The 26,425-nt window shown below is 63.1% G+C and carries 26 protein-coding genes; 19 read left to right on the top strand and 7 right to left on the bottom strand.

What is annotated here, in order from left to right; translation table 11 throughout:
• Nucleotides 1-39 precede the first annotated feature (39 nt).
• Entirely contained in the window at nucleotides 40-693 is a 654-nt protein-coding gene (gene fsa, locus NKH60_RS23600; protein ID WP_023678103.1) for a fructose-6-phosphate aldolase, read from the bottom strand.
• 90 nt (nucleotides 694-783) lie between these two features.
• On the opposite strand from fsa, the gene NKH60_RS23595 reads away from it, so the two are divergent.
• Nucleotides 784-2,967, top strand: coding sequence for a primosomal protein N' (locus tag NKH60_RS23595; RefSeq protein WP_352834045.1), 2,184 nt, complete (start codon nucleotides 784-786; stop codon nucleotides 2,965-2,967).
• Nucleotides 2,968-2,976: 9 nt separating this feature from the next.
• Here the strand turns inward: NKH60_RS23595 and NKH60_RS23590 are convergent, their stop codons facing one another.
• Both NKH60_RS23590 and NKH60_RS23585 read right to left on the bottom strand, forming a co-directional pair.
• Nucleotides 2,977-3,432, bottom strand: coding sequence for a type II toxin-antitoxin system VapC family toxin (locus NKH60_RS23590; RefSeq protein WP_352834042.1), 456 nt, complete (start codon nucleotides 3,430-3,432; stop codon nucleotides 2,977-2,979).
• On the bottom strand, nucleotides 3,429-3,674 hold the full coding sequence (locus NKH60_RS23585; protein WP_352834039.1) for a type II toxin-antitoxin system Phd/YefM family antitoxin: 246 nt from the start codon (nucleotides 3,672-3,674) through the stop codon (nucleotides 3,429-3,431). The genes NKH60_RS23590 and NKH60_RS23585 overlap by 4 nt, the downstream gene beginning before the upstream one ends.
• Before the next feature lie 211 nt (nucleotides 3,675-3,885).
• Between NKH60_RS23585 and NKH60_RS23580 the strand changes: the two genes are divergently transcribed.
• From NKH60_RS23580 to lepB, 7 genes are all read left to right on the top strand, one after another.
• Nucleotides 3,886-4,281 carry an AGROH133_08824 family phage infection protein gene (locus NKH60_RS23580; RefSeq protein ID WP_352500793.1) on the top strand — a complete coding sequence of 132 codons (396 nt, stop codon included), beginning with the start codon at nucleotides 3,886-3,888 and terminating at the stop codon, nucleotides 4,279-4,281.
• 246 nt (nucleotides 4,282-4,527) lie between these two features.
• Nucleotides 4,528-5,088 (top strand): F0F1 ATP synthase subunit delta, encoded by a 561-nt coding sequence (locus tag NKH60_RS23575; protein WP_352504886.1) that lies wholly within the window; start codon nucleotides 4,528-4,530, stop codon nucleotides 5,086-5,088.
• The gene (gene atpA / locus NKH60_RS23570) at nucleotides 5,088-6,617 is read left to right on the top strand and encodes a F0F1 ATP synthase subunit alpha (RefSeq protein WP_352471281.1); all 1,530 of its coding nucleotides are present in this window, start codon (nucleotides 5,088-5,090) and stop codon (nucleotides 6,615-6,617) included. The genes NKH60_RS23575 and atpA overlap by 1 nt, the downstream gene beginning before the upstream one ends.
• 28 nt (nucleotides 6,618-6,645) lie before the next feature.
• Nucleotides 6,646-7,530, top strand: coding sequence for a F0F1 ATP synthase subunit gamma (locus NKH60_RS23565; protein ID WP_352471280.1), 885 nt, complete (start codon nucleotides 6,646-6,648; stop codon nucleotides 7,528-7,530).
• A gap of 67 nt (nucleotides 7,531-7,597) precedes the next feature.
• Nucleotides 7,598-9,163 (top strand): F0F1 ATP synthase subunit beta, encoded by a 1,566-nt coding sequence (gene atpD, locus NKH60_RS23560; protein WP_352834035.1) that lies wholly within the window; start codon nucleotides 7,598-7,600, stop codon nucleotides 9,161-9,163.
• Between the two features lie 118 nt (nucleotides 9,164-9,281).
• Nucleotides 9,282-9,689 (top strand): F0F1 ATP synthase subunit epsilon, encoded by a 408-nt coding sequence (locus tag NKH60_RS23555; protein WP_352489184.1) that lies wholly within the window; start codon nucleotides 9,282-9,284, stop codon nucleotides 9,687-9,689.
• 90 nt (nucleotides 9,690-9,779) lie between these two features.
• Nucleotides 9,780-10,760, top strand: a complete 981-nt coding sequence (gene lepB, locus NKH60_RS23550) for a signal peptidase I (protein ID WP_502896518.1) — start codon at nucleotides 9,780-9,782, stop codon at nucleotides 10,758-10,760.
• 1 nt (nucleotide 10,761) lies between these two features.
• Here the strand turns inward: lepB and uxuA are convergent, their stop codons facing one another.
• Together uxuA and NKH60_RS23540 are read right to left on the bottom strand one after the other, a co-directional pair.
• Nucleotides 10,762-11,940 (bottom strand): mannonate dehydratase, encoded by a 1,179-nt coding sequence (gene uxuA, locus NKH60_RS23545; RefSeq protein ID WP_352834032.1) that lies wholly within the window; start codon nucleotides 11,938-11,940, stop codon nucleotides 10,762-10,764.
• Nucleotides 11,937-13,439 (bottom strand): mannitol dehydrogenase family protein, encoded by a 1,503-nt coding sequence (locus tag NKH60_RS23540; RefSeq protein ID WP_352834030.1) that lies wholly within the window; start codon nucleotides 13,437-13,439, stop codon nucleotides 11,937-11,939. The genes uxuA and NKH60_RS23540 overlap by 4 nt, the downstream gene beginning before the upstream one ends.
• A 175-nt stretch (nucleotides 13,440-13,614) precedes the next feature.
• Between NKH60_RS23540 and uxaC the strand changes: the two genes are divergently transcribed.
• From uxaC to recQ, 9 genes are all read left to right on the top strand, one after another.
• Nucleotides 13,615-15,024, top strand: coding sequence for a glucuronate isomerase (gene uxaC, locus NKH60_RS23535; protein WP_352873480.1), 1,410 nt, complete (start codon nucleotides 13,615-13,617; stop codon nucleotides 15,022-15,024).
• A 37-nt stretch (nucleotides 15,025-15,061) separates the two neighbouring features.
• Nucleotides 15,062-16,039, top strand: coding sequence for a TRAP transporter substrate-binding protein (locus NKH60_RS23530; protein ID WP_352834027.1), 978 nt, complete (start codon nucleotides 15,062-15,064; stop codon nucleotides 16,037-16,039).
• A 103-nt stretch (nucleotides 16,040-16,142) separates the two neighbouring features.
• Entirely contained in the window at nucleotides 16,143-16,670 is a 528-nt protein-coding gene (locus tag NKH60_RS23525) for a TRAP transporter small permease (protein ID WP_023719697.1), read from the top strand.
• Between the two features lie 4 nt (nucleotides 16,671-16,674).
• Complete coding sequence (locus tag NKH60_RS23520; protein WP_292656436.1) at nucleotides 16,675-17,955, top strand: TRAP transporter large permease; 1,281 nt, start codon at nucleotides 16,675-16,677, stop codon at nucleotides 17,953-17,955.
• Between the two features lie 9 nt (nucleotides 17,956-17,964).
• The gene (locus NKH60_RS23515; protein ID WP_352621452.1) at nucleotides 17,965-18,741 is read left to right on the top strand and encodes a FadR/GntR family transcriptional regulator; all 777 of its coding nucleotides are present in this window, start codon (nucleotides 17,965-17,967) and stop codon (nucleotides 18,739-18,741) included.
• 28 nt (nucleotides 18,742-18,769) lie between these two features.
• The gene (gene kduI, locus NKH60_RS23510) at nucleotides 18,770-19,627 is read left to right on the top strand and encodes a 5-dehydro-4-deoxy-D-glucuronate isomerase (RefSeq protein WP_352834024.1); all 858 of its coding nucleotides are present in this window, start codon (nucleotides 18,770-18,772) and stop codon (nucleotides 19,625-19,627) included.
• Nucleotides 19,624-20,391: a 2-dehydro-3-deoxy-D-gluconate 5-dehydrogenase KduD gene (gene kduD, locus NKH60_RS23505; RefSeq protein WP_352613289.1), complete on the top strand. Its 768-nt coding sequence runs from the start codon at nucleotides 19,624-19,626 to the stop codon at nucleotides 20,389-20,391. The genes kduI and kduD overlap by 4 nt, the downstream gene beginning before the upstream one ends.
• 23 nt (nucleotides 20,392-20,414) lie before the next feature.
• The gene (locus tag NKH60_RS23500; protein ID WP_352540932.1) at nucleotides 20,415-20,753 is read left to right on the top strand and encodes a cupin domain-containing protein; all 339 of its coding nucleotides are present in this window, start codon (nucleotides 20,415-20,417) and stop codon (nucleotides 20,751-20,753) included.
• Nucleotides 20,754-21,116: 363 nt separating this feature from the next.
• The gene (gene recQ, locus NKH60_RS23495) at nucleotides 21,117-22,952 is read left to right on the top strand and encodes a DNA helicase RecQ (protein WP_352834018.1); all 1,836 of its coding nucleotides are present in this window, start codon (nucleotides 21,117-21,119) and stop codon (nucleotides 22,950-22,952) included.
• A gap of 21 nt (nucleotides 22,953-22,973) precedes the next feature.
• On the opposite strand, the gene NKH60_RS23490 is transcribed toward recQ, so the two are convergent.
• Together NKH60_RS23490 and NKH60_RS23485 are read right to left on the bottom strand one after the other, a co-directional pair.
• Complete coding sequence (locus NKH60_RS23490) at nucleotides 22,974-23,192, bottom strand: hypothetical protein (RefSeq protein ID WP_245274746.1); 219 nt, start codon at nucleotides 23,190-23,192, stop codon at nucleotides 22,974-22,976.
• 210 nt (nucleotides 23,193-23,402) lie between these two features.
• On the bottom strand, nucleotides 23,403-24,320 hold the full coding sequence (locus NKH60_RS23485) for an alpha/beta fold hydrolase (RefSeq protein ID WP_352849969.1): 918 nt from the start codon (nucleotides 24,318-24,320) through the stop codon (nucleotides 23,403-23,405).
• Between the two features lie 721 nt (nucleotides 24,321-25,041).
• On the opposite strand from NKH60_RS23485, the gene NKH60_RS23480 reads away from it, so the two are divergent.
• Both NKH60_RS23480 and NKH60_RS23475 read left to right on the top strand, forming a co-directional pair.
• Nucleotides 25,042-25,638: a TetR/AcrR family transcriptional regulator gene (locus NKH60_RS23480; protein ID WP_352834012.1), complete on the top strand. Its 597-nt coding sequence runs from the start codon at nucleotides 25,042-25,044 to the stop codon at nucleotides 25,636-25,638.
• Nucleotides 25,639-25,715: 77 nt separating this feature from the next.
• Nucleotides 25,716-26,291: a DUF308 domain-containing protein gene (locus tag NKH60_RS23475; protein WP_352873475.1), complete on the top strand. Its 576-nt coding sequence runs from the start codon at nucleotides 25,716-25,718 to the stop codon at nucleotides 26,289-26,291.
• The last annotated feature ends 134 nt before the right edge of the window (nucleotides 26,292-26,425 follow it).

The raw sequence follows: 26,425 nt of genomic DNA, 5'->3' as shown, positions 1-26,425 counted from the left end.
GCCGATTGCTCGGCCTTTTTTGTTCGTAGGACAGTCGCTTCAGCCGATCTTCTGCCCGGTCTTTGCCCAGTCGGCGAGGAACAGTTCCAGGCCCTTGTCGGTCAGCGGGTGCTTGACCAGCGCCTTGAGCGTCGCCGGCGGCGCGGTGATGACATCGGCACCGATCAGCGCCGCCTGCTTGACATGGTTCACGGTACGCACCGAAGCGGTCAGGATTTCAGTCTGGAAGTCATAATTGTCGTAGATGGTGCGGATATCGGCAATCAGCTCCATGCCGTCCCAGCCGCTGTCGTCGATGCGGCCGACGAAGGGCGAGATGAAGGAGGCGCCGGCCTTGGCGGCGAGCAGCGCCTGGGTGGCCGAGAAGCACAGCGTGACGTTGACCATGCGGCCGTCCGACCGGATGTCCTTGCAGGCTCTCAGGCCGTCGAGCGTCAGCGGCACCTTGATGCAGACATTGTCGGCGATCCTGGCCAGGATCTTGGCCTCCGCCATCATGTCCTTGTATTCGGTGGCGACGACTTCGGCCGAGACTGGGCCCTTGACGATCTCGCAGATCTCTCTTGTGACGTCGGCGATCTTGCCGCCGGATTTCAGGATCAGCGACGGATTGGTGGTTACGCCGTCGAGCAGCCCCAAATCGTTCAGCTCGCGGATTTCCTTGACATCGGCGGTGTCGACAAAAAATTTCATGGCGGTCTCCTGAAGATTTTTCATGTGCACGTCATGCACATTTGGGGTCGGACTTTGATCTAGACCAAAGTCGGGGCAAGGTCACGCCTCATGATCGAAGATTCGCCCTTTGTCGCGGCCGCACCGGTGCTGGTGCCGATGCCCGCCGAGCGCCCCTACACCTATGCCGTGCCGGCTGGCATGCGCGTCGTGCCGGGCTCGATCGTGCGCGTTCCGCTTGGGCCCCGCCAGGTCGCCGGCATCGTCTGGGACGGCGCCGTCGAAAAGGTCGACGCGAAGAAATTGCGGCCGATCGAGCAGGTTTTCGACTGCCCGCCGATCGACCGCGCGATGCGGCGTTTTGTCGATTGGGTGGCGCAGTACACGCTGTCGCCGCCCGGCATGGTGGCGCGCATGCTGCTCAGGGCGCCGGAGGCGTTCGATCCGGAGCCGTGGATCGAAGGGCTGCAGCGCACCTTCGCCAAGCCCGACCGGATGACGGAGGCGAGGATGCGCGTGCTGGAGACAGCCGAAGGCGGACTTGCCTGGACACGATCCGGCCTGGCGCATGCGGCAGGCGTGTCGTCGACGGTGGTGGACGGGCTGCGGGCGCAGGGCGTATTCCAGACGGTGATGATCCCGCCGCGGCCGGTGGTCGCAGCACCCGATCCCGGCTACGCCGTGCCTTCACTGATGCCGGACCAGAGCGAAGCAGCCGAGATGCTGCGCACCAACGTCGCGACCGGCACATTCGGCGTCACCCTGCTCGATGGTGTAACCGGATCCGGCAAGACGGAGGTCTATTTCGAGGCGGTTGCGGCCGCGCTCGATCGCGGCAAGCAGGTGCTGATCCTGCTGCCGGAAATTGCGCTGACCCACGCTTTTCTCGAACGCTTCCAGGAGCGGTTCGGTGCCAAGCCGGCGGAATGGCACTCGGATCTGCCGCCAAGGATGCGCGAAAAGGTCTGGCGGCAGGTAGCGGAAGGCGGCGTGCGGGTCGTCGCCGGCGCGCGCTCGGCGCTGTTCCTGCCGTTCAGGGAGCTTGGATTGATCGTAGTCGACGAAGAGCACGATCCCGCCTACAAGCAGGAGGATCGCGTCTTTTACAACGCGCGCGACATGGCCGTGGTGCGCAGCCATATCGGCGGCTTTCCGGTCGTGCTCGCCTCGGCGACACCGTCGGTCGAAAGCCGGGTCAATGCCAGCCAGGGCCGCTACAGCAGGGCGGTGCTTTCGGCGCGCTTTGCCGAGGCGGCACTTCCCGATCTCAAGACGATCGACATGCGCCGCGCGCCGCCTGCACGCGGCGGCTTCCTGTCGCCTGTACTGCTCGGCCATATACGGCAGACGCTGGAAAGAAAGGAACAGTCGCTGCTGTTCCTCAACCGGCGCGGTTATGCGCCGCTGACGCTCTGCCGGGTCTGCGGCCATCGCTTCGGCTGTCCGGTCTGCTCGGCCTGGCTGGTCGAGCACCGCTTTCGCGGCCAGCTCGTCTGCCACCACTGCGGGCACAATGAACGCCGGCCCGAAGCCTGTCCGGAATGCGGCACGCTCGATCATCTGGTCGCCTGCGGGCCGGGCGTCGAGCGCATCGCCGAGGAGGTCGTCGCGCATTTCCCCGATGCCCGCACCATCGTACTGTCGTCCGACCTGATGGGCGGCGTGCGGCGGCTGCGGCTCGAGCTTGAAGCCATCGCCAATGGCGAGGCCGACATCGTCATCGGCACGCAACTCGTCGCCAAGGGCCATAATTTCCCCAACATGACGCTGGTCGGTGTGGTCGATGCCGATCTCGGCCTTGCCAATGGCGACCCGCGCGCCGCCGAGCGCACCTTCCAACTGCTCAGCCAGGTGACCGGCCGCGCCGGTCGCACCGGCAAGAAAAGCCTCGGCCTGCTGCAGACCTTCCAACCCGACCACCCGGTGATGCGCGCGATCGTCTCAGGCGATGCCGAGGCCTTCTACGAGCGCGAGATCGCCGAGCGTGAGCGGGCGGGGCTGCCGCCCTTCGGCAGGCTCGCCGGCGTCATCGTCAGCGCGGCGACACGGGCCGAAGCCGAAGGGCACGCCCGTGGCCTGCGTCGCGCCGCGCCGCAAGCCGCCGACCTATTCGTGCTCGGCCCGGCCGAGGCGCCGCTGTCATTGATCGGCGGCCGCCATCGCTTTCGCCTGCTGATCCAGGGCGAGCGGCGCGCCGACATGCAAGGGTTCATTCGCACCATGCTGGCCGAGGGACCGAAGATAAGGGGCTCGGTGCGAGTCCAGGTCGACATCGACCCGCAGAGCTTTTTGTAAGCTGTCGAATTACCCTTTCGAGGCGCGTTCGGTGAATGGGTTCAGGTAAGGCACGTCGAGAATCGCAAAATGCCGGGTGTTGGCCGTCAAAACTGACAGGCCGTGCAAACGGGCAGTAGCTGCGATCAGAACGTCCGCCAGACCCGGATTGGCGCCTCTGGCGATCGTGGCGTCTTCCAGTTTTCCGGCTTCTCGCGCGATTGCTAAATCGATGGGAAGGATTCGCTGGTTGAACTCTAGAAGCAACCTTTCGAACCACTCATTGATGCGCTCTGCCTTCATATGCCCGCCCGCCCGCTTCAGTTTCGCGATTCCTCGTTCCACCTCCAAGATGACGATCGACGAGAGCTGCCAAGAGCCGCGTTCTCCTTGGTCGGCAACCCAGTTCTGCACGTGTGACGGAAACAAAGGCCGACCGGGTGCAAATGCCGAGAGAAAAGACGTCTCAAGCAGATAGCCGGTCAAAACTCCACTTCCCGCGACGGCGATTCGTTTCGCTCAAGCTCAATGCCGCCTGGATACTGAAGCAGGAAATCCACGAAGTCTTTTTGGCTGTTCTGCGGATAAAGTTTCCGTCCCTCACCGATTGGCACCACCATGACTGCGGGCTTGCCGTGCTTGGTGATAACCGTGGGCTCACCGTTCTCGGCAGCCTTCACAAGTGCGGAAAGGCTGGCCTTTGCCTCTCGTAGTTGCATCGTCTTCATGCCCGGAACCCTTGTGGTCTCATGTAGTCACAATATGGGAATTGTGCACAAAAAACAGCGCGTTGTGTAACGTCCTGTTAGCCCGGTCGAGACAACGGTCGGGCTCGCGTTGGGCTGACGCGCCGTAAATTGCGACGGCCCATCTGGCGCATGTCTCTTGCTTCGCTAGAATGCCCGAAAATTTTGAATATCCATTTACGAGGGGACAAGGATGGAATTTGCGTTTCCATGGCCGATGAGCCAGGGCGAGTGGCTGGCATGGTCAAGCGCCGTCGTGACCTTGCTTTTCGGGCTGCTGCTGTTCCTGGCGCCAGGGCTGGCCTTCCGGATTCTCAGGCTGCAGGTCAAGCCCGAGAAGGCGGCGGCGATCGCCGAAGGTCGCGGCAGGATGTCGGGCTTCTATCTCGGTGTCAGCCTGTGCTGCATCCTCTTGGCGCAGCCGCTGCTCTATATGGCGCTCGGCTTCTCCTGGCTGTTCACCGCCTTCGGCCGGCTGCTATCGATGATGTCGGACGGCGCCAACACGCCGTTCAACTGGGCTTCCATCGTCGTCGAGCTGGTGCTGGCGGCGCTGCCGCTTGCCTTCGCCTTCGGCTTTTTGCCCTGAATCAGGGATCAATCCGGGGTTGGTTGCTGAACTCGCCCGGCGGATGCGACAATAGTGCCTGAAAACCATGCCGGACGACGCATTGCGGTCTGAAAATGCCTGTGCTAGACGGCAATCGACTTTCGACCGGGGATAGCGGAAGCCGCGCCTCCGTGCTTGGAAAAATGCAGTAAGGTCAAAGATTTAGCCAGCGTTTTTGCTCGCGCCAACAATCTGCGGCCTGTCAGACAAGAGAAAAGACGGTCCGTGGCCCAATCGTCATCGCCAATCTCAGGTGTCGCAGAACGCTATGCGGGTTCGCTGTTCGAACTCGCGCTGCAGGCCAATTCGGTCGCCGGCGTCGAGGCCGACCTCAACAGGTTCGAAACGATGCTCGAAGGCAGCGCTGACCTTTCGCGGCTGATCAGGAGCCCTGTCTTCTCCAGCGAGGACCAGGCCAAGGCGATCGCCGCGATCGCCGACAGAGCAGGGATTACCGGCCTCACCGGCAATTTCCTGCGCGTCGTTGCCCAGAATCGCCGGCTGTTCGCCGTGCCCGGCATGATCAAGGCGTTCCGCCAGATCGCCGCCGAACACCGCGGCGAGACCGCTGCCGAGGTCACCTCGGCGCATGCGCTGACGCCTGCCCAGGAAACCGAGCTGAAAGCAGCGCTGAAAAGCGTCGCCGGCAAGGACGTGGCGATCACGGTCACCGTCGATCCGTCGCTGCTCGGCGGACTGGTGGTCAAGATCGGCTCGCGCCAGATCGATACGTCGCTCAAAACCAAACTCAATTCGCTCAAGCTTGCACTGAAAGAGGTCGGCTGATGGACATCCGCGCCGCGGAAATTTCCGCAATTCTGAAAGACCAGATCAAGAATTTCGGCAAGGAGGCCGAGGTCTCCGAAGTCGGCCAGGTGCTGTCCGTCGGTGACGGTATCGCCCGCGTCTACGGCCTCGACAATGTCCAGGCCGGCGAGATGGTCGAGTTCCCCGGCGGCATCCGCGGCATGGCGCTCAACCTCGAAGCCGACAATGTCGGCGTCGTCATCTTCGGCGCCGACCGCGACATCAAGGAAGGCGACACCGTCAAGCGCACCGGCGCCATCGTCGATGCGCCCGTCGGCATGGGCCTGCTCGGCCGCGTCGTCGACGCGCTCGGCAACCCGATCGACGGCAAAGGCCCGATCCAGGCCACCGAACGCAAGCGCGTCGACGTCAAGGCGCCCGGCATCATCCCGCGCAAATCGGTGAACGAGCCGATGTCGACTGGCCTCAAGGCCATCGACGCGCTGATCCCGGTCGGCCGCGGCCAGCGCGAGCTGGTCATCGGCGACCGCCAGACCGGCAAGACCGCGATCATCCTCGACACCATGCTCAACCAGAAATCGGTGCACGACAACGGCCCTGAGAAGGAAAAGCTGTACTGCGTCTATGTCGCCGTCGGCCAGAAGCGCTCGACGGTGGCGCAGTTCGTCAAGGTCCTGGAAGAGCGCGGCGCGCTCGACTATTCGATCATCATCGCCGCGACCGCCTCCGATCCGGCGCCGATGCAGTTCCTGGCGCCGTTCACCGCCTGCACCATGGGCGAATATTTCCGCGACAACGGCATGCACGCGCTGATCAGCTACGACGACCTGTCGAAGCAGGCCGTCGCCTATCGCCAGATGTCGCTGCTGCTGCGCCGTCCGCCGGGCCGCGAGGCCTATCCCGGCGACGTCTTCTACCTGCACTCGCGCCTGCTCGAGCGCGCCGCCAAGCTTAATGACGAAAATGGCGGTGGGTCTCTGACTGCGCTGCCGATCATCGAAACGCAGGCCAACGACGTGTCGGCCTATATCCCGACCAACGTCATCTCGATCACCGACGGCCAGATCTTCCTGGAAACCAATCTGTTCTTCCAGGGCGTGCGCCCGGCGGTCAATGTCGGCCTTTCGGTGTCGCGCGTCGGCTCCTCGGCGCAGATCAAGGCGATGAAGCAGGTTGCCGGATCGATCAAGGGCGAGCTCGCGCAGTACCGCGAAATGGCTGCTTTCGCGCAGTTCGGCTCCGACCTCGATGCCGCCACGCAACGCCTGCTCAACCGCGGCTCGCGCCTGACCGAGCTGTTGAAGCAGCCGCAATTCTCGCCGCTCAAGGTCGAGGAGCAGGTCGCGGTGATCTTCGCCGGCGTCAACGGCTATCTCGACAAGCTGACGATCAACCAGGTCGGCAAGTTCGAGCATGGCCTGTTGTCGCATATGCGCTCGGCCGGCAAGGACGTGCTCGACGGCATCCGCAAGGAGAAGGCGCTGTCCGACGATCTGCGCGCCAGGCTGAAGGCAGAAATCGACGCCTTCGCCAAGACCTTTGCTTGAGCAGGACGGACGGGATCAGGTTTGAAGCATGCCTTCGTTAAAAGACCTTCGTAACCGTATCGCCTCGGTCAAGGCGACGCAGAAGATCACCAAGGCGATGCAGATGGTCGCCGCGGCGAAGCTGCGTCGCGCGCAGGAAGCGGCGGAAGCGGCGCGTCCCTATTCGGAGCGCATGGGCGCGGTGCTGGCCAATATCACCCAGGCGATCGGCGGCGGCGGCGATGCCCCGGCGCTGATGACCGGCACCGGCAAGGACGACGTGCATCTGCTTGTTGTCTGCACGGCCGAACGCGGCCTGTGCGGCGGCTTCAATTCGCAGATCGCCCGTTTTGCCCGCGACCACATCCGCAAGCTTCTGGCCGACGGCAAGCAGGTCAAGATCATCTGCGTCGGCAAGAAGGGGTTTGACATATTGCGCCGCGACTACGGCGCGCTGATCATCGAGCGTGTCGACCTGCGCGAGGTCAAGACGCTGGGCTTCGTCAATGCCGATGCCATCGCCAAGAAGGTGATCCACCTGTTCAACGAAGGCGGCTTCGATATCTGCACGCTGTTCTATTCGCAGTTCAAGTCGGTGATCAGCCAGATCCCGACGGCGCAGCAAATTATCCCGGCGGGCGCGCCTGCGGCTGGCGCGGAAGTGAGGGATGGCGGCAGCGCCGTCTACGAATACGAGCCGGAGCCGGGCGAGATCCTCTCCGATCTCATCCCGCGCAACATTTCCGTGCAGGTTTTTCGCGCGCTGCTCGAGAATGCTGCCGGCGAGATGGGCGCCAAGATGAGCGCCATGGACAATGCGACGCGCAACGCCGGCGACATGATCAACAAATTGTCGATCACCTACAACCGCCAGCGGCAGGCGCAGATCACCAAGGAATTGATCGAAATCATTTCGGGCGCCGAGGCGCTCTAGGCACGCTCACAAGGAGGTCATCGACCTCAAGCGTGTGAGAAACAAAGAGACGAAAAGGGTAAGGACGATGGCGAAAGCAGCGACCCCGAAGACGGCAGCCCCGAAGACCGCGGCACCAGCGAAGGCTCCGGCAGCAGCAAAGGCCGCTCCGGCCAAGAAAGCGGCAGCAACCAAGGTCGCCGCTGTGAATGCGCCGGCCGCCACCATCAAGAAAACCGGCCTGGCAGGCAAGGTTCGCCAGGTCATCGGCGCCGTTGTCGACGTCCAGTTCGGCGAACATCTACCGGCGATCCTGAACGCGCTTGAGACGATCAACGTCGGCAATCGCCTGGTGCTAGAGGTGGCCCAGCATCTGGGCGAAAACACCGTGCGCTGCATCGCCATGGACTCGACCGAAGGTTTGGTCCGTGGCCAGGACGTCTATGATACCGGCGCTCCGATCACCGTGCCGGTCGGCCCGGGCATGCTCGGCCGCATCATCAACGTCATCGGCGAGCCGGTCGACGAGGCAGGCCCGGTCGACGGCATCGAGATGCGCTCGATCCATCAGCCGGCGCCGACCTATGTCGAGCAGTCGACGGAAGCGCAGATCCTGGTCACCGGCATCAAGGTGCTCGACCTGCTGGCCCCCTATGCCCGCGGCGGCAAGATCGGCCTGTTCGGCGGCGCCGGCGTCGGCAAGACGGTGCTGATCCAGGAACTGATCAACAACGTCGCCAAGGCGCATGGCGGCTTCTCGGTGTTCGCCGGCGTCGGCGAGCGCACCCGCGAAGGCAACGACCTCTATCACGAGTTCATCGAGTCCGGCGTCAACAAGAAGGGCGGCGGCGAAGGCTCCAAGGCCGCGCTCGTCTATGGCCAGATGAACGAGCCGCCGGGCGCCCGCGCCCGCGTCGGCCTGACCGGGCTGACGGTTGCCGAATATTTCCGCGATCAGGGCCAGGACGTGCTGTTCTTCGTAGACAACATCTTCCGTTTCACGCAGGCGGGCTCGGAAGTGTCGGCGCTGCTCGGCCGCATTCCTTCGGCCGTGGGCTACCAGCCGACGCTGGCTACCGACATGGGGGCGCTGCAGGAGCGTATCACCACGACGACCAAGGGTTCGATCACCTCGGTGCAGGCGATCTATGTGCCGGCCGACGACCTGACCGACCCTGCACCGGCGACCTCGTTCGCCCACCTCGACGCGACGACCGTGCTCAACCGTGCGATTTCGGAAAAGGGCATCTATCCGGCGGTCGATCCGCTCGATTCGACCTCGCGCATGCTCGACCCGATGGTTGTCGGCGAAGAGCATTACCAGGTCGCCCGCCAGGTGCAGTCGATCCTTCAGCGCTACAAGTCGCTGCAGGACATCATCGCCATCCTGGGCATGGACGAGCTGTCGGAAGAGGATAAGCAGACCGTGGCCCGCGCCCGCAAGATCGAGCGCTTCCTGTCGCAGCCCTTCTTCGTCGCCGAAGTGTTCACCGGCGCACCGGGCAAGCTGGTCGACCTCGCCGACACCATCAAGGGCTTCAAGGGCCTTTGCAACGGCGACTACGACCATCTGCCAGAAGCCGCCTTCTACATGGTCGGCGGCATCGAGGAAGCGGTCGAGAAGGCACAGCGCCTGGCCGCTGAAGCGGCCTGATGGTGAATGGTCAATAGTGAATTGTGAATGGGGAGTAGCGGATAGGAAATCGGGGCTGAGTGAAGGTCATTCTTTCTGACCGTTCACCATTCACCATTCACCAGTCGCTAGATTGATCATGCCTGAAGCTTTCAAATTCGAACTGGTCTCGCCGGAGCGCCTCTTGGTTTCCGAGCAGGTCGAATCCGTCGTCATCCCGGGCGCCGAAGGCGAGATGACTGTCATGGCGCATCACGCACCGGTCATGACCACAATCAAGCCGGGCGTCGTTACGCTGAAGACCGCGCAAGGCAAGGAAGAGCGCTATGTGGTGTTCGGCGGCTTTGCCGACATCGTTCCGGCCGGCTGCACGCTGCTCGCCGAATCGGCTGTGGCCGTCGGCGACATCGACCGCGCCGACCTTGCCCGCCGCATCCAGGAGGCGAGGGAAGACGCCGCCGACGCCAAGGACGACCAGACCCGCAGCAAGGCCGAGCAGTTCCTCAACCAGCTCACCACGCTCGAAGGCGCCATCCTGCCGGCTTGAGGTTCGCTCAAATGACTAACTGAAAAAGCGGGCTTGCCCCGCTTTTTTGTTTGGTGGACAGTCTGGCTGCCTTGGCGTGGGGGGTGGCCGATGACAAAACAAGCAGTGCAACAAGAAACTATCTCGCGATCCAGATGGTCGACGGCCCTGGTGTCGGCCTTTGGCGGCCCGTTTGGCGGGTTCCTCTGGATCGGCAGCGGCAAACTGGCGGTCGCTAGCCTGGTGGTGATCAGCGCCGTCGTTTTCGCGCTTGTTTACATTGGCTTTCCGGTATTGCCTGGCGTCGATCTTGCTTGGTGGGCCAATTTTTCAGGGATCGGTTTGATGGCCCTGTGGGCAGCGATCGTTGTTCCCTTCGCGCACCGGTTCAAGCCGGACAGATGGTACGCGCGTGGGCTTTCGGTGCTGGTGCTCGTCTTTCTGACTTCGTATCCGGCTGCATTCGCAATACGCGCGTTCCTGCTCCAGCCTTTTTCGATTCCCTCCAGCAGCATGGTGCCGACGTTGCAGGGAGGCGACTATCTCTTCGTCTCCAAAATGGCATACGGCTACAGCCGCTACAGCGTGCCGTTCAACTTGCTTCCCGTTGATGGACGTATATTCGGCGCGGAACCCAAAAGGGGAGATCTGGTTGTCTTCAAGTTCCCGCCCGATCCGAGCGTGGACTACATCCAGCGGATCGTCGGCCTTCCCGGCGAGAAGATCCAGATCATCGGCGGGGTGCTTCACATCAACGATGTCGCAGTGGGACTCGACGATATCGGCACTTTTTCGTCCGACGAGTTCTCGAAAGCCAAACTTCAACGCGAAACTCTGCCGGGGGGCGTCACCACCCATTCCGTCCTCAACCTTACCGACAACTCGATCGGCGACAATACGCGTGTGTTTGAGGTGCCCGAAGGCCACTACTTCGTGCTTGGTGACAATCGCGACAATGCCTCCGACAGCCGGTTCAGTGTCGGGTTTGTTCCCTATGAAAATCTGGTCGGCAAGGCCGTGCGGCTGTTCTGGAATTCCAAAGGTACCGATTATTCGTCTCGACAGACGCTGAACGGCCAGGCGAGCAAGTAGCTCAAACTGTCAGTGCCTCTACTGCGCGCATGACGCCGCGCAGTTCGGCGAGGCCCTTCAGGCGGCCGATGCAGGAATAGCCGGGGTTCACCTTCTTGCCGATGTCGTCGACGATCGCGTGGCCATGGTCCGGACGCATCGGCACCTGCCAGTCCGCCCTGCCTGCCGCCTTGCGCCGCCGCTCTTCGCCAATCAGCGCCGACACGACCGCCACCATGTCGGTGTCGCCGTCGAGGTGCTCGGCTTCGTGGAAGGAGCCGTCTGGCTCCTTGGTGACGTTGCGCAGATGGGCGAAATGGATGTTTTCGGCGAAGGCCTTGGCCATTGCGGGCAGATCGTTCTGCGCGCCCGCGCCGTAGGAGCCGGTGCACAGCGTCAGCCCGTTAGCCGGCGAAGCGACCGCGTCGAGCAGCGCGCGGGCATCATTGGCGTTGGAAACGATGCGCGGCAGGCCGAACAGCGAAAAGGGCGGATCGTCGGGGTGGATCGCCATCCTGACGCCGGCCTCTTCGGCCACCGGCACGATCTCGCGCAGGAAGGCAAACAGGGTTTCGCGCAGGCCTTCGGTGGAGACGTCCTTGTAGAGGTCGAGGGCGCGGCGGAAGCTTGCGCGATCGAAGATGAATTCGCGCGCCGGCACCCAGCCGATCAGGTTGCGCTCCAGCCTTGCCTTGTCGCTGTCGCTCATCCCTTGCAGCCGCGCACGCGCGGCCTCGATACGGACCGGTGGGTGATCGGCCTCCGCCCCTTCTCGCTCAAGGATGAAGACGTCATAGGCGCAGAGCTCGACGACATCGAAGCGCAGCGCGGTGCCGCCATGCGGCATGGGATAATCGAGGTCGGTGCGCGTCCAGTCGGTGATCGCCATGAAATTATAGCAGACGGTATTGATCCCGGCGGCGGCGACGGAGCGGACCGACGCCTTGTAATTGTCGATCAGGGTGCGCCAGTTGCCGCTGCGGGTCTTGATGTCCTCATGGACGACGATGCTCTCGACCACATCCCAGGTCAGGCCTGCTGCCTCGATGTCGGCCTTGCGCCTGGCGATCTCGTCCGCCGGCCAGGCGCGGCCGTCATTGAGGTGATGCAGCGCGCTGACGATGCCGACGGCGCCGGCTTGACGGACATGGGCAAGCGTCACCGGATCGTCCGGCCCGAACCAGCGCCAGGTCTGTCTCATGGCTTCTCACTCCCTATGCCAAGCGCCGCGAAGGCAGCGGCAGGTCCGCCCCGCCGCAGGCGCTCGAGATGGGCTGCCGTCAGATCGATCAGTGTCATGCGGTGGGAATGGTCCTTGGCGAAGCCGGCGAGATCGAATATCGCTGTCACCGTTTCATCAGCCGGCCGGCTGCCGAGCGCCGTAAGCCGAGCGTCGATCGGGTCGGTAAAATGGGCTTCCGGCAAGGTTTTGCCGCGCGCCTCGCAAGCGGTGATCCAAGCCGCCACCACCAGCATGAGATGCGCGGGCAGGTCACCGGCGCCCAGCCGATCGAGGGCAGAGGCGACGATGCGCTGCGGCAGCTTCTGGCTGCCGTCATTGGCGATCTGCGCCGTGCGATGGGCGAGCGCGGTGTTCGAATAGCGTTCGGCGAGCTGGGCCGTGTAGCCGGCCGTATCGAGCCCGGCGTCCTGCGGCAGCGTCGGGATGGCCTCGGCCCATAGTCCGTCGACGAATTGCCGGATCGCCGGATCGGCAAAGGCGCGGTCGACCGTGTCGTAGCCGCTGAGCAGGCCGAGATAGGCGATTGCCGAATGCGAACCGTTGAGCAGCCGCAGCTTCATGTCCTCGAAGGGCCCGACGTCGCCGACCATGGTGACGCCGAACTTTTCCCAGGCCGGCCTGCCAGCCGGGAAATCGTCTTCGACCACCCATTGGCAGAACGGCTCGGTCATCACCGGCCAGGCATCCTCGACGCCGAGCTCGACGGCGATACGCGCCCGGTCGGCGTCGGTAGTCGCCGGCACGATGCGGTCGACCATGCTCGACGGAAACGCGACGCCGTCGGCGATGTGGGCGGCGAGCCTGGCATCGCCTGAAGTGGCGAGCCTGGCATCGCGCAGTGCGGCGAATTCGACCAGCAGGCGGTGCAGCGTGGCGCCATTGGCCGGAAGGTTGTCGCAGCAGAGCACGGTGAAAGGCTGGATGCCTGCGGCACGGCGGCGCGACAGCGCCTCGGTCAGGAAACCATGCGCCGTCCGTGGCATTTGCGGGTTGGCCAGATCATGGACGATGTCGGGGTGGGTATTGTCGAGGCCGCCGCCGGCTGCCCTCAAATAGGCCTTTTCGGTGATCGTCAGCGTGACGATGCGGGTGCGCTGATCGGTCAGGGCGGCGAGCACCGCAGCCGGATCTTCCGGTGCCACCAGCAGCGACAGGATCGAGCCGACGACGCGCAGCTCTTCGCCGATGCTGCTCCTGATCGCCAGCGTGTAGAGGCCATCCTGCGGCGCCAGTGCGTCGCGCGTGTCAGGACTGCGCAAGGACACGCCGACAATGCCCCAGTCCGCCTCGCCCGCCGCCAGGCAGTCGTCGACATAGGCCGCCTGGTGGGCGCGATGGAAGGCACCGACGCCGAGATGGACGATGCCCGGTGCAATAGCGCCGCGGGCGTAGCGCGGGACCGCGACCGAAGCCGGCAGTGCCTTCAGCGTGCTGTTGGAAAGGCGTCTATTGGTCATTGCGCCACGTGTCTGATCGAGATTGTTGGGTCACTGCTGGCAGGCGGCGTAACACCCGATGCCGTCACGCACAATGGGCAATGGCCGACGAAAAGTCATCATACAACAACCCAGTTTTTGTATGTTGACATTATTTCTTTCCAACCCTACCGATGTTCGGATTGGGAGGATTCACGTGGCCGCATTGACGGATCCGGACTTGCTGTTTGCCGCCGAGGCGCGCCCGCGTTCGTTGGCCCGCGATCTCTATGCCGCGGTCAAAGACCTTCCGATCGTCAGCCCGCACGGCCACACCGATCCGCGCTGGTATGCGCTCAACGAGGCGTTTCCCGATCCGGCGCAGTTGCTGATCGTGCCGGACCACTACATTTTCCGCATGCTGTTCAGCCAGGGCGTTCGGCTTGAGGAGCTTGGTGTGCCGACGCTTGACGGCTCGCCGGTTGAAACCGACGGCAGAACGATCTGGCGGTGCTTCGCCGAGCATTATTACCTGTTCCGCGGCACGCCGACCCGGCTGTGGTTCGACCATGTGCTTGCCCATCTGTTCGGCATCGACGAGCCGCTGACGGCCGCAACCGCCGACCGCCATTACGATATGATCTCGACCTTGCTGCAGTGGGAGAATTTTCGCCCGCGAGCGCTGTTCGAGCGCTTCAATATTGAAGTCATCGCAACGACCGAAGGCGCGCTCGACGATCTCAGATGGCACCAGATGATCCGCGACAGCGGCTGGGACGGCCGCGTCGTCACCGCCTATCGGCCGGATGCGATCGTCGATCCCGACTTCGAAGGGTTCTCGGCCAATCTCGACCGGCTTGGCGAGATCACCGGCTGCGACACCGGCAATTGGGCCGGCTATCTCGATGCGCATCGCCAGCGGCGCGCCTTCTTCAAGAGCTTTGGCGCGACTTCCTCCGATCACGGCCATTCGACGGCCGAAACCGCCAATCTCTCGGATGCCGCCGCGCAGAAGCTGTTCAACCGCATCCGCCGGGGCTCGGACGACGAGCGCGAGCGAAAGCTGTTCCGCGCCCAGATGCTGACCGAGATGGCCAAGATGAGCCGCGACGACGGGCTGGTCCTGCAGATCCATCCCGGCTCCTGGCGCAATCATTCGCCGGCTATCTTTCGGAAGTTCGGCAGGGACAAAGGCTTCGATATTCCGACGCGAACCGACTATGTGACGGCGCTGAAGCCGCTGCTCGACTGCGTCGGGCTGGAGCGCGACCTCACCATCATCCTCTTCACCCTCGACGAGACCAGCTATGCGCGCGAGCTGGCGCCGCTCGCCGGCGTCTACCCGGCATTGAAGCTCGGGCCGGCCTGGTGGTTCCACGACAGCCCCGAAGGCATGCGCAGGTTCCGTGAGATGACCACCGAAACCGCCGGTTTCTACAACACCGTCGGTTTCAACGACGATACCCGCGCCTTTCCATCCATACCGGCCCGCCATGATGTGGCGCGCCGGGTCGATTGCGCTTTTCTGGCGCGTCTCGTCGCCGAGCATCGGCTCGGCGAGGACGAGGCGCACGAGCTGGCGCAGGAACTTGCCTATACGCTCGCGAAAAAGGCGTACCGGCTCTAACGGCGCTTGCCGCCATCGTTCAAACGGGAGGAAACCAATGCTGCATTTTTCGAGACTGGCGGGGGCTACGCTAGTTGCCGCCGCACTGCTGGCCGGAACGGCAAGCGCTCAGACGGTTCTGCGCTCGTCCGACACCCACCCGGACGGCTATCCGACGGTCGAGGCGGTCAAATATTTCGGCGAGCTGGTGAAAGAGCGCACGGCCGGCCGCTATGTGGTCGAGATCTATCCTTCCGCGCAACTTGGCGAGGAAAAGGACACGATCGAGCAGGTGCGCACCGGCGTGATCGATCTCAACCGCGTCTCGATGGCGCCGTTCAACGGGCTCATCCCGGAGACCACCGTGCCCTCGCTGCCCTACATCTTCCGTTCGGAAGAGCATATGCACAAGGTCATGGACGGGGCGATCGGCGACCAGATCGCGGCGGCGTTCGACCAGGTCGGGCTGGTGTTGCTCGCCTTTTACGACGGCGGCTCGCGCTCCTTCTACAATTCGAAGAAGCCGATCAACACCGTAGCCGACATGGCCGGGATGAAGTTCCGCGTCATCCAGTCCGACATCTTCGTCGACATGGTGGCGGCACTTGGCGCCAACGCGACGCCGATGCCGTATGGCGAAGTGTATTCGGCGATCGAGACCGGGGTGATCGACGGCGCGGAGAACAATTTTCCGAGCTACGACACCGCCAAGCACGCGGAAGTCGCCAAATACTATTCGCTCGACGAGCACACGATGGTGCCGGAAGCCTTCGTCATGGCGAAGTCGAGCTGGGACAAGCTGACGCCGGAAGACCAGGCGATCTTCAAGGCGGCCGCCAAGGAGAGCGTCGCCAAGCAGCGCGAGCTGTGGACCGCCAAGGTCAAGGAATCGCGCGCCAAGGTCGAGGCGGCCGGTTCGCAGATCACGACGCCGGACAAGCAGCCCTTCATCGACGCGATGGGGCCGGTCTACGAGAAGCACGTCAAGGACGACAAGCTGAAGGCCATGGTCGAAGCCATCAAGGCCGTGCAGTGATCAAGCGGCGGCGCGGACATTCCGTGCCGCCATCCTCCTGGGGAGAAAACCGGTGACTTCCAGCCCAAGACCAACACCGCTTCTGTCCGGCGTCGCGCAAGTGATGTCGCGCGTCAGCACGGCGGCGCTGTCGATCGCCGGCATCGGGCTGGTGCTGATGACCGCCTTCGTCGCCTGGCAGGTATTCGGCCGTTATGTTCTGAACCGTTCGCCGAGCTGGACCGAGCCGGGCTCGGTGATGCTGATGAGCTGGTTCATTTTCCTCGGCGCTGCCGTCGGCGTGCGCGAGAACTATCACCTCGGCTTTGACGTCCTGCTCTACGTGCTGCCGAAAGGCGGCAAGCGCTGGCTGCGGATGATTTCGGACCTCGTCGCGCTCGCCTTCGGCATCGGCATGATCTGGTACGGCAGTCAGCTGGTCGCATTGACCTGGGGCTCTGTCTTGCCGTCGCTCGGCATATCGGGGGGCTGGGACTACGTCCCGCTTGTGGCGGGAGGCGCGCTCATCGTGCTCTTCACGCTGGAGCGCATTGTGCTTCGCCTCTCCGGCGCGCCGATCGACGATGCCCTCGATGAACTGCCGCCGGCCGAAGTCGCGGCCGAACTCGACACCGCCAACGTGAAGGTCTGACGCCATGGAACTGTGGATTCTCTTCGGCGTCTTCACCCTGCTGATGCTTATCGGCACGCCGATCGCTTTCTGCCTCGGCGTCGCAAGCCTCGCCACCGTCCTCTATATGGGCCTGCCGCCGCTGATCGTGTTCCAGCGCCTGAATTCCGGCATGAGCGTCTTTTCACTGCTGGCCATTCCGTTTTTCATCTACGCCGGCGACTTGATGGTGCGCGGCGGCATCGCCAGCAAGATCGTTGCCTTCGCCGGCTCGCTCGTCGGCCATTTGCGCGGCGGCCTCGGGCAGGTCAACATTGCAACCGCTACACTGTTCGGCGGCATTTCCGGCTCAGCGGTGGCGGAGGCAGCGGCGGTAGGCGGCCTGATGATCCCGCAGATGAAGGCGCGTGGATATGGAGCGGACTACGCCGTCAACGTCACGTCGATGGCGGCACTGATCGCGCTGCTGCTGCCGCCGTCGCACAACATGATCATCTACTCGATCTCGGCAGGCGGAAAGATCTCCATCGCCGATCTGTTCACGGCCGGCATCATCCCGGGCCTGCTGCTGGCCCTGTCGCTGATGGTCACCGCCTATATCGTGGCGCGCTCCCGCGGCTATCCGACCGAGGCGTTTCCGGGCTTCACCGCGGTCGCGCATCTTTTCGCCGTCGCCGTGCCCGGCCTGCTGTTGATCGCGATCATCTTCGGCGGCGTGCGATCGGGCGTCTTCACCGCCACCGAGAGTTCCTGTATCGCCGTCATCTATGCGCTGCTCGTGACCGTCTTCGTTTACCGGCAGATGACCTGGGAAGGGTTCGTTCATGCTACCCATGGCGCCGTGCGCACCACGGCCATGGTGCTGCTCATCATCGGCATGGCGGCGGCGTTCTCGTGGCTGATGGCCTTCCTGAAAGTGCCGGCAGCGTTGATAGCCTCCATGAACGCGATCTCGGACGATCCGCTGGTTGTGCTTCTCCTGCTCAACCTCTTGATGCTGTTCCTCGGCACGTTCATGGACATGGGGCCGACGATCATCATTTGCACGCCGATCTTCCTGCCCGTGGCGCAGGCCTACGGCGTCGATCCGGTGCATTTCGGCGTCATCATGATCCTCAATTTCGGCATCGGACTGAACACGCCGCCGGTGGGCGCGGTGCAGTTCGTGGCGTGTGCAGTGGGCAAGATATCCGTCTGGGAATCGATGCGCTCGATCTGGCCGTTCTATGCGGCAGGCCTCGTGGTGCTGGCGCTCGTCACCTACATTCCGGCCATTTCGCTATGGCTGCCGAGTGTCTTCAAATAGGGGTGCGACATGGCTTCGGATACCGCAGTCGGGCTCCGCGTCGAACGAAGACCGAAGCTTTCGGAAACCGTTGTCGCTGCGATCCGCAAGCAGTTGCAGGCGGGCGAGATCCAGCCCGGGCAAAAGCTGCCGACCGAGGGTCAGCTGACTGAAACCTTCGGGGTCAGCCGCACCGTGATACGCGAGGCGCTGGCCAAGCTTGCCGCGGACGGCCTGGTCGAACCGCGCCAAGGCGCCGGCGTCTTCGTCACCGAGCATATCTCGACAGCGTTCGGTGCTCTGGCAGCGGAGATGGGCAGCAAGGATTCGATCGCCCTCAACGTGCTCGAAGTCAGGTTGGCGATCGAGATCGAATCCGCCGGGCTCGCCGCCATCCGGCGCAACGCCGCGCAGGAAGCGGCAATCCAGGAAGCCTTCTTCGAGTTCGAACGGCTGCTCCTCAACAGCGAGCCGACTGGACCGGCCGACCTTGCCTTCCACCGCGCAATCGCCAGCGCCACCAACAATCCGTTCTATGTCGAGATGCTCGACGTGCTCGGCCGGCGCGCCATTCCTTGCGATGTGACCTCGCCCTGGTCGACCGAGTTCGCACAGTCCGACGCCTACCAGCGCGGCCTGCAGCGCGAACACCTGATGATCCTCAACGCCATCTCGGCAGGCGATGCCGAAGCGGCGCGGGAGGCGATGCGCGCGCATCTCGGTGCCAGCCAGCAGCGCTATCGCGAGCGCCTGCACGCGCGCCAGGTTTTTTATGCCGACTCGGTCAAGGCCGCGGCAACTGAATAAGCAATTGAGGCAGCGCCATGGGACAGCAATGAATCACACTGACAAGCATACGGATTTCACCTCTCGCTTCGCCATCGATCCTGTTTCTGCCGCAGCCATGGGAACGGACGAGCTGCGGCACAATTTCCTGATCGAGGACTTGTTCCAGCCCGGCCGCATCGGCCTGACCTACACCCATTACGACCGCATGATCGTCGGCGGCGCCATGCCCGCTGGTACACCGCTGCCGCTGCAGGCGATCAAGCCGACCGGGACCAAGAATTTTCTCGACCGCCGTGAGATGATCATCGTCAACATCGCCGGTGCAGGCGTCGTCAAAGCCGGCGGCCAATCCTACGAGCTGCAGGCACGCGACATGCTCTATCTCGGCATGGGCACCGATGAGGTGTCGTTCGCTGCGACCAATCTGGCTGAGCCGGCTAAGTTCTACCTGCTCAGCGCGCCGGCGCATCAGAGCCATCCCAACCGGCTGATCCGCATCGGCGATGCCAAGCGGCTCGATCTCGGCAGCCAGGCAACCTCCAACGAGCGCTCGATCTTCCAGTTCATCCATGCCGATGGGGTAAAGACCTGTCAGCTTGTCGTCGGCATGACGCAGCTTGCCTCCGGTTCGGTCTGGAACACCATGCCATGCCATGTGCATGACCGGCGCATGGAAGCCTATCTTTATTTCGATCTGCCGGAGGCGGCGCGGGTGTTTCATTTCATGGGCGAGCCGGACGAAACGCGCCATCTCGTCATGCGCAACGAGGAGGCGGTGCTGTCGCCGGGATGGTCGATCCATTCGGGCGCCGGCACCTCCAACTACGCCTTCATCTGGGCGATGGCCGGCGATAATGTCGACTATACCGATGTCGACCTGGTGGCGATGGAGGAGCTCAAGTGAGCGATCTCTCGGCCTTCAGCCTTGCCGGCAAGCGCATCCTCGTCACCGGCGCCAATACCGGCATCGGCCAAGGCATCGCCGTGTCGATCGCGCGCGCAGGCGGCGCGGTCGTCGGCGTCGGCCGGTCGGCGATGGACGAGACGGCGGAGAAGATTGCGGCTGTCGGCGGCCGCTTCGAGGCGGTCCGCTGCGATCTTGGTGATGATGCAGCTGCCCAGGCGATGCTTGACCGCGTCTGGGACGGCACCGGACCACTCGATGGCCTGGTCAACAATGCGGGCATCATCCGGCGTGCCGATGCGGTTGACCTCACCGAAGCCGACTGGGATGACGTCATGGGCGTCAATCTGAAGACGGTGTTCTTTCTCAGCCAGAGTTTTGCCAGGCGCGTGCTTGCCGAATCTGGACGGCGTGGCAAGATCGTCAACATCGCTTCGGTGCTGAGCTTTCAGGGCGGCATTCGCGTCGCCTCCTACACCGCCTCCAAACACGGCGTGCTCGGCATCACCCGCCTGCTGGCATGTGAATGGGCGGCAAAGGGCATCAACGTCAACGGCATTGCGCCGGGCTATATCGAGACCAACAACACCGAGGCGCTGCGCACCGATCCCGACCGCAGCGCTTCGATCCTGGCGCGCATTCCGGCCGGCCGCTGGGGCGCGCCGGAAGACATCGGCGACGCAGCCGTCTTCCTGCTGGCGCCGGCGTCCAACTACATGCACGGCGCGGTGGTGCCGGTGGACGGCGGCTGGCTGGCACGATGAACAGCGACGATGAGAGTCTGACGATGACCGGAACCAAAATCTTCTCGCATGCCGGCGAGGGTGCGTGGACGCCGACGCCCGACGGCAACCGCCGGCGCGTGCTCCTGCACACCGACGAACTGATGATGGTCGAGTTCGGTTTCGACAAGGGCGGCGTCGGCGCGCTGCACTCGCACCCGCATGTCCAGGCAAGCTACGTCGCCGAAGGCCGCTTCGAAGTCACCATCGACGGCAGGACCGAAATCCTGGAGACGGGAAGCAGTTTCATCGTTCCGTCCAATCTGGTCCATGGTGTCAGGGCGTTGGAGGCGGGACGACTGGTCGACAGCTTCACGCCGCACCGCGCCGATTTCCTCGACTGAGCTGCGGGCCCGAAGTTCAGGCAGCCGGCTCTCGGAACGAAAAAACCCGCGCCTCCGGAGAGACGCGGGCGTGTTGCCTGGGCGCTTGTGGCGCCGCGGTACTCAAAACATCACCGCAGAACCTGAACCTGCCGAATGATGGTGAAGATAGGATTAACCGCTCCGAGGCGTTGCGATATTCACAGCCAAAGCGAATAGGGGCTGGAACGACGGTCTGATATCGGCCAATGAGAGAGAAGTTCGCCTCAGGCGGTGCCGCGGACAGGACCAGAGGGGTCGATAAATGTTCGAATCTGCTGTCCAGGCAATCACCTGGCGATTCGCCGGCGAATTTCGGCAGGTCGTATCCCCGAAAGTTCTGTAATGCAGGTTGCAGCGAGCATCCCGGCAGAGGATTCCAAGCGGCGCGTCCTGAAAGATGTATTCGGCTTCGATGATTTTCGTCTCGGCCAGGCGGCCGTGATGGAGGCGCTGCTGGCCGGGCATCATGTGCTGGCTGTCATGCCGACCGGCGCCGGCAAATCGCTCTGCTACCAGGTCCCGGCGCTGGTCCTGGGCGGGCTCACCATTGTCGTTTCGCCGCTGGTGGCCCTGATGCAGGATCAAGTCGCCGCATTGCGCCTTGCCGGCGTGGCGGCCGATACGATCAATTCCTCGCTCGACCGCGATGCCAATGTCGCTGCATGGCGCCGTGTCGCGGCAGGCCAGACGCGCCTGCTCTATCTTGCACCGGAGCGGCTCATGACCGTGCGAATGCTCGAGGCGTTGACCAAGCTCGATGTCCGGCTGATCGCCATCGACGAGGCACATTGCATCTCCCAATGGGGACCAGCGTTCCGGCGCGAATACGAAGAATTGTCGAGACTACGTGATATCTTCCCGAAAGTGCCGATCATTGCGTTGACGGCGACGGCGGACGAAACGACGCGCACCGACATTGCCGCGCAACTGTTCGACGGGCGCGTCGATACCGTGGTGCTCGGCTTCGACCGGCCGAACATCAAGCTAGGCATTGAGCCCAAGCAGGACAGCAAGCGCCAATTACTAAACTTCGTGCAGCGCCATGCGGGCCGCAGCGGGATCGTCTATTGCCTGTCACGCAAAAAGACCGAAGAGATGGCGGCGTTCCTCGAGCGGAACGGCGTACGCGCGCTCGCCTATCACGCCGGCATGAGCAAGGACGCGCGTGAAGCGAATCAAAACGCTTTCATGACCTTGTCCGGCGTGGTGATGGTGGCGACCATCGCCTTCGGCATGGGGATCGACAAGCCGGACGTCGCCTATGTCTTCCACACCGACCTGCCGGGCAGCTTGGAGGCCTATTATCAGGAAATCGGGCGCGCGGGCCGCGACGGGCGGGCGGCCGAGGCACATATGCTGTTCGGTCTCGGCGATATCCGCATGCGCCGGCTTTTCATCGAAGACGAGGACGCGCCGGCTGAGCACAAAAGGCGCGCGCATGGCCGGCTCGAAACGCTGATCGGTTATTGCGAGACGACGCAGTGCCGGCGCCAGATCCTGCTTGGCTATTTCGGCGAAAGTGCTTCGCCTTGCGGCAATTGCGACAACTGCCTCGACCAGGCGCCGCATGCGGATGGCGAGGCGGAGGCGCGGATCATCCTGGCGGCGATCGCACAGACCGGCGAGCGCTTCGGCGTCGCCCATGTCGTCGATGTCCTGCTCGGCCATGAAACCGAGAAGGTCCTGGACAGGAACCACCACAGGCTTGCCAGCTTCGGCACCGGTGTGGCGCATAAAAAGAGTTTCTTGCTGTCGCTGCTCCGCCAACTCGTCGCGGGCGGGTTCCTGACATTGGACTCAGCCGGCCATGGCGGCCTCGCCATTGCCGAGAAGGGCCGTGCGCTGGCTCGGGGCGAGGCTTCGTTCCGGTATCGCGTGGACGCGCGCCAGTCATCGCGAGGCAAGATACGTCCTGAAGATACCGCAGCGGGCACGGAAGGTCTGGATTCGGCGCTGCTGGCCGCGCTCAAGGCTGTACGGCTGCGTCTTGCCCGGGAACGCCAGGTGCCGGCCTTCGTGATCTTTTCGGATCGTACACTGATCGATATGGCCGAACGCTGCCCGCGTGATCTGGACGCCTTCGCCGCGGTCAACGGCGTCGGCGCCGCCAAGCTCAAGGATTTCGGCGAGATATTCCTCGGCGCGATCGCTGCGCATCAATCCGGGGTGGCGGGCTGAAGACCCACTTCAGTGACGCAATCAGCACCGGCTTCGTCTCGCCGCCGCAATCGCAGCCTCCTGCTGCCGCAAGCGCTCGATCTTCGCACTCTGGCGGGCAGCCACGGTCGAAGCGACACGCTGCCCTCCCAACAGCCAGCCCGGAATGTTGGTGTGGACGACTTTGCCACGAGCGATGGCTGTCGCCGACATTTCGTCGGCGACAGCGCCCATCGCCACGTTGAGCTCGACGCAACTCATCTTGTCGTATTTCGCAGCATCAAAGGATGCCGGCAAAGGCGATGCGCAACTTCCGACAAACATGAGGCTGCATATCAGAGGCGTGGCCGTGGAGATCGCCTTCATTCCCTTATCAAGCACATTGATGCCGGACGGGCGGATTTCCGGAGGGTTCTCGATCTCAGGCGGCGAAGCGCTCCCGAGGTTCCGCGTAACTGAAGCATGTGACCTCTACAATACTCTGTGCTGACCGACCTGTTTGTCTTCAAAGAATTCCGAGAGAGTCGCTGCCGTCTTGTCGGGGTGCTCTTCCGGGAAAAAGTGCCCGCCTTGGACAGCGCATCCTGCCACTCTGTCGGCCCATTTCCTCCAGATGGCCAGCGGCCCGCCTTCTTGCGCATACCAGTTCTCCAGGGCGCCTTCGCCACTCCATAGCGCCAGTAGCGGACAGTCGATGCGACGACCGTTTGCGCGGTCCAACGCGTCATGTTCACGATCGATCGTCGCAGCGGCGCGATACTCTTCGCAGATGGCATGAATATGCGCGGGATCGCGAAGCGCATCAACATAGGCGTTCCTGACCTCTTTGGAGACCATTTTCGCTGACGATCCCCACTGCGTTATTGCATCGTCGACGACAGCATCGGGAGCCGCTCCGATCAGACGCTCCGGCAGGGGCTCCGGCTGGGCAAGAAGGCTCCAGGGCCAGAAGCCAAGCGCCAGTCTGGCATCCGCCCGATCCCATGTTGCGGCGGTGGGGATGATGTCGAGGACGGCGATTTTGAGCACTTTGTCGGAATGGTCCAGCGCCAGGCGATAGGCAACCCGCCCGCCACGATCATGCCCGGCAACCATGAACCGCTCAAACCCCACTTGCTTCATGGCCTGAACCATGTCGCCGGCCATGGCGCGCTTGGCGTATGGGCTATGATCGGCAGAGGAAAACGGGCATCCGCTTTGCCCATAGCCTCGAAGGTCGGCGGCGACGACCGTGAAGCGGGGCGCCAAGGCTGCGGCGATATCCCTCCACATCAGATGCGTTTCTGGAAAACCGTGAAGAAGCAGCAGCGGCGGACCGGTGCCTCCGACCCTTGCGAAAATCGTCGTATCGTCCAGTCGTAGGCTGGTGGCTCTGAAACCTGCAAACACCGTCAGCTTCCTCCGCGCCCTTAGGAAAGCTCCGTAAGGGCGCTAACGGCCGCCTGAGGCGAAAACCCCGGCCGCGATGGCCAGGGTTCAAGCCGGCCAGTTGCTAGAATCGAAACCAGACCCAAACGCGCCTGCGGAAGCACCGCCTGCGCCGATAGCCGTTTCGCCAGTAAACGCGACAGACCCTTCTCCAGGCGCGCCGGCGGCGCCGGCGCGGCATGTGCCACCGGCGATGATAGACTGGTTGCAACTCTGCTTGAGTTTCGTCGTCGTCGAAGGTCTCGACATCCGGCGCCTCGAGTTCATCGAGAATGCCCCTTCTGGCAGTTGGAACGCCGGCCACCGCATTGATTGGCCGAACCGTGCTTGCAAGGGCCGCGGCCCCGGCAATGCCAAACATTCCTGTCAAAAATAGTCGCCGATCCATGGAAACCTCCCAGTCTTCAACCAGCGATAGAACAAGCTGACGATGGGGAGATAGCGCAGTCGGTGCAAACGCCTAGTGCCGCACGGCGACTAGCGGTGGTCCGGTCGGCCGGAGGGTGTTGTCTCGTCCTCGAAGTGGGATGGCTACCTCGATCGACAAGCACCCGGAGTTTTCTGAATTGGAGGGCCGAAAACAATGAAGATCGAATGACGTCTACGCCATAGCCACGCAATTTCACGCTACTCGCGTTGCAAGGAGGCTTGACTGCCATCCTACCAGAAGGTAGGTAAAAGCATGAGCAACTTGTCTACCACCTCTGACGACATCCTGGCTTGTGCGCGTTCGCTGATCGTGGCTGGCGGCTACAACGGTTTCAGTTATGCCGACGTTGCTGATGTGGTCGGGATCCGTAAGGCGAGCATCCATCACCATTTCCCAAGCAAGGTCGATCTGGTTCGGACGCTGGTTGCGCGGTATCGCGAAGAAACTGAAGCGGGGATTGCAAATGTCGAACTTCACGAATCCGATCCGCTCGAACAGTTGCGGATCTATGCCGGGTATTGGGAAGCCTGCATCGCGAACGCCAGCGCCCCGTTTTGTATCTGCGCGCTGTTGGCAAGCGAGCTCCCCGTGCTGCCCGAGGAAGTTAGCCTTGAGGTCCGGGCGCATTTCCGCTCGCTGTCGGCTTGGCTGACATCCGTGATGGAGCGCGGTGCGCGGCACGGCCAATTTCGACTGATGAGTACCCCTCGTGCCGAGGCTGAAGCGTTCATGGCGACCGTTCACGGCGCGATGCTTTCAGCACGGGCCTATGGCGATCCGAAGATATTCGCCGTCGTGACCGGCCCGCTCCTGGAGCGGCTCCGCGCTTCCCCCCGGATACCAGCCTAGATCTCAACTAACCATACTAGCGATCACTCCGCGACGTTCGTCGAGAGCCCCTACCTACTAGTCGAAAGGACAATCCAATGACGGTTCACAGTGGCGATCTCTCCCGCGCCAGCCAGGAACAATGGCTTAAGCTCTATTACTTCGCTCGGACGACGTTCTCGGCTGTCTGGGTGGGGGCTGCCTTTACGGTGGGACAGCATTCCGGGGTGGTCGCGGCGGTTTTGCTCGTGGCTTATCCTGCATGGGATGCCCTGGCCAATTTTGTCGACGCATCGCGCAGCGGAGGATTGGGACAGAATCGCACCCAGGCCATCAACGTCGTGGTCAGTGTGGCGACAACGTTCGCGGTCGTTGTTGCGCAGAAGATGAGCATGAACTGGGTGCTGGGCGTGTTCGGCCTATGGGCGATCCTGTCCGGCCTGCTTCAACTCGGTACCGCTGTCCGCCGTTGGAAGAGCTCTGGTGCGCAGTGGGCGATGGTCCTGAGCGGAGGGCAGTCAGCACTGGCAGGCACGTTTTTCATCGCACAGGCGCGGATGCCGATGCCGCCATCGATCACCAACGTGGCCGGCTATGCCGCAGTAGGCGCCCTCTACTTCCTGGTTTCGGCGGTGTGGCTGAGCGTGAGCCAATTGCGGCGGAAGGCTGCATAGCGTGCCGTCTTAAGCCATTACCGGCGCGATGAGAGATGCTGTTACCTATGGGTCGATAGTGTTGAAAAAGTCCGGGTTGCAGCAGTCCTGAAGCACTGATTCAATCTTCGTCGTAAGAGGAGATTGAGTCGATG

This window comes from Mesorhizobium sp. M1006 (assembly GCF_040318825.1).
GTDB lineage: Bacteria > Pseudomonadota > Alphaproteobacteria > Rhizobiales > Rhizobiaceae > Mesorhizobium.
This window is presented reverse-complemented; position numbering and strand designations above follow the sequence as displayed.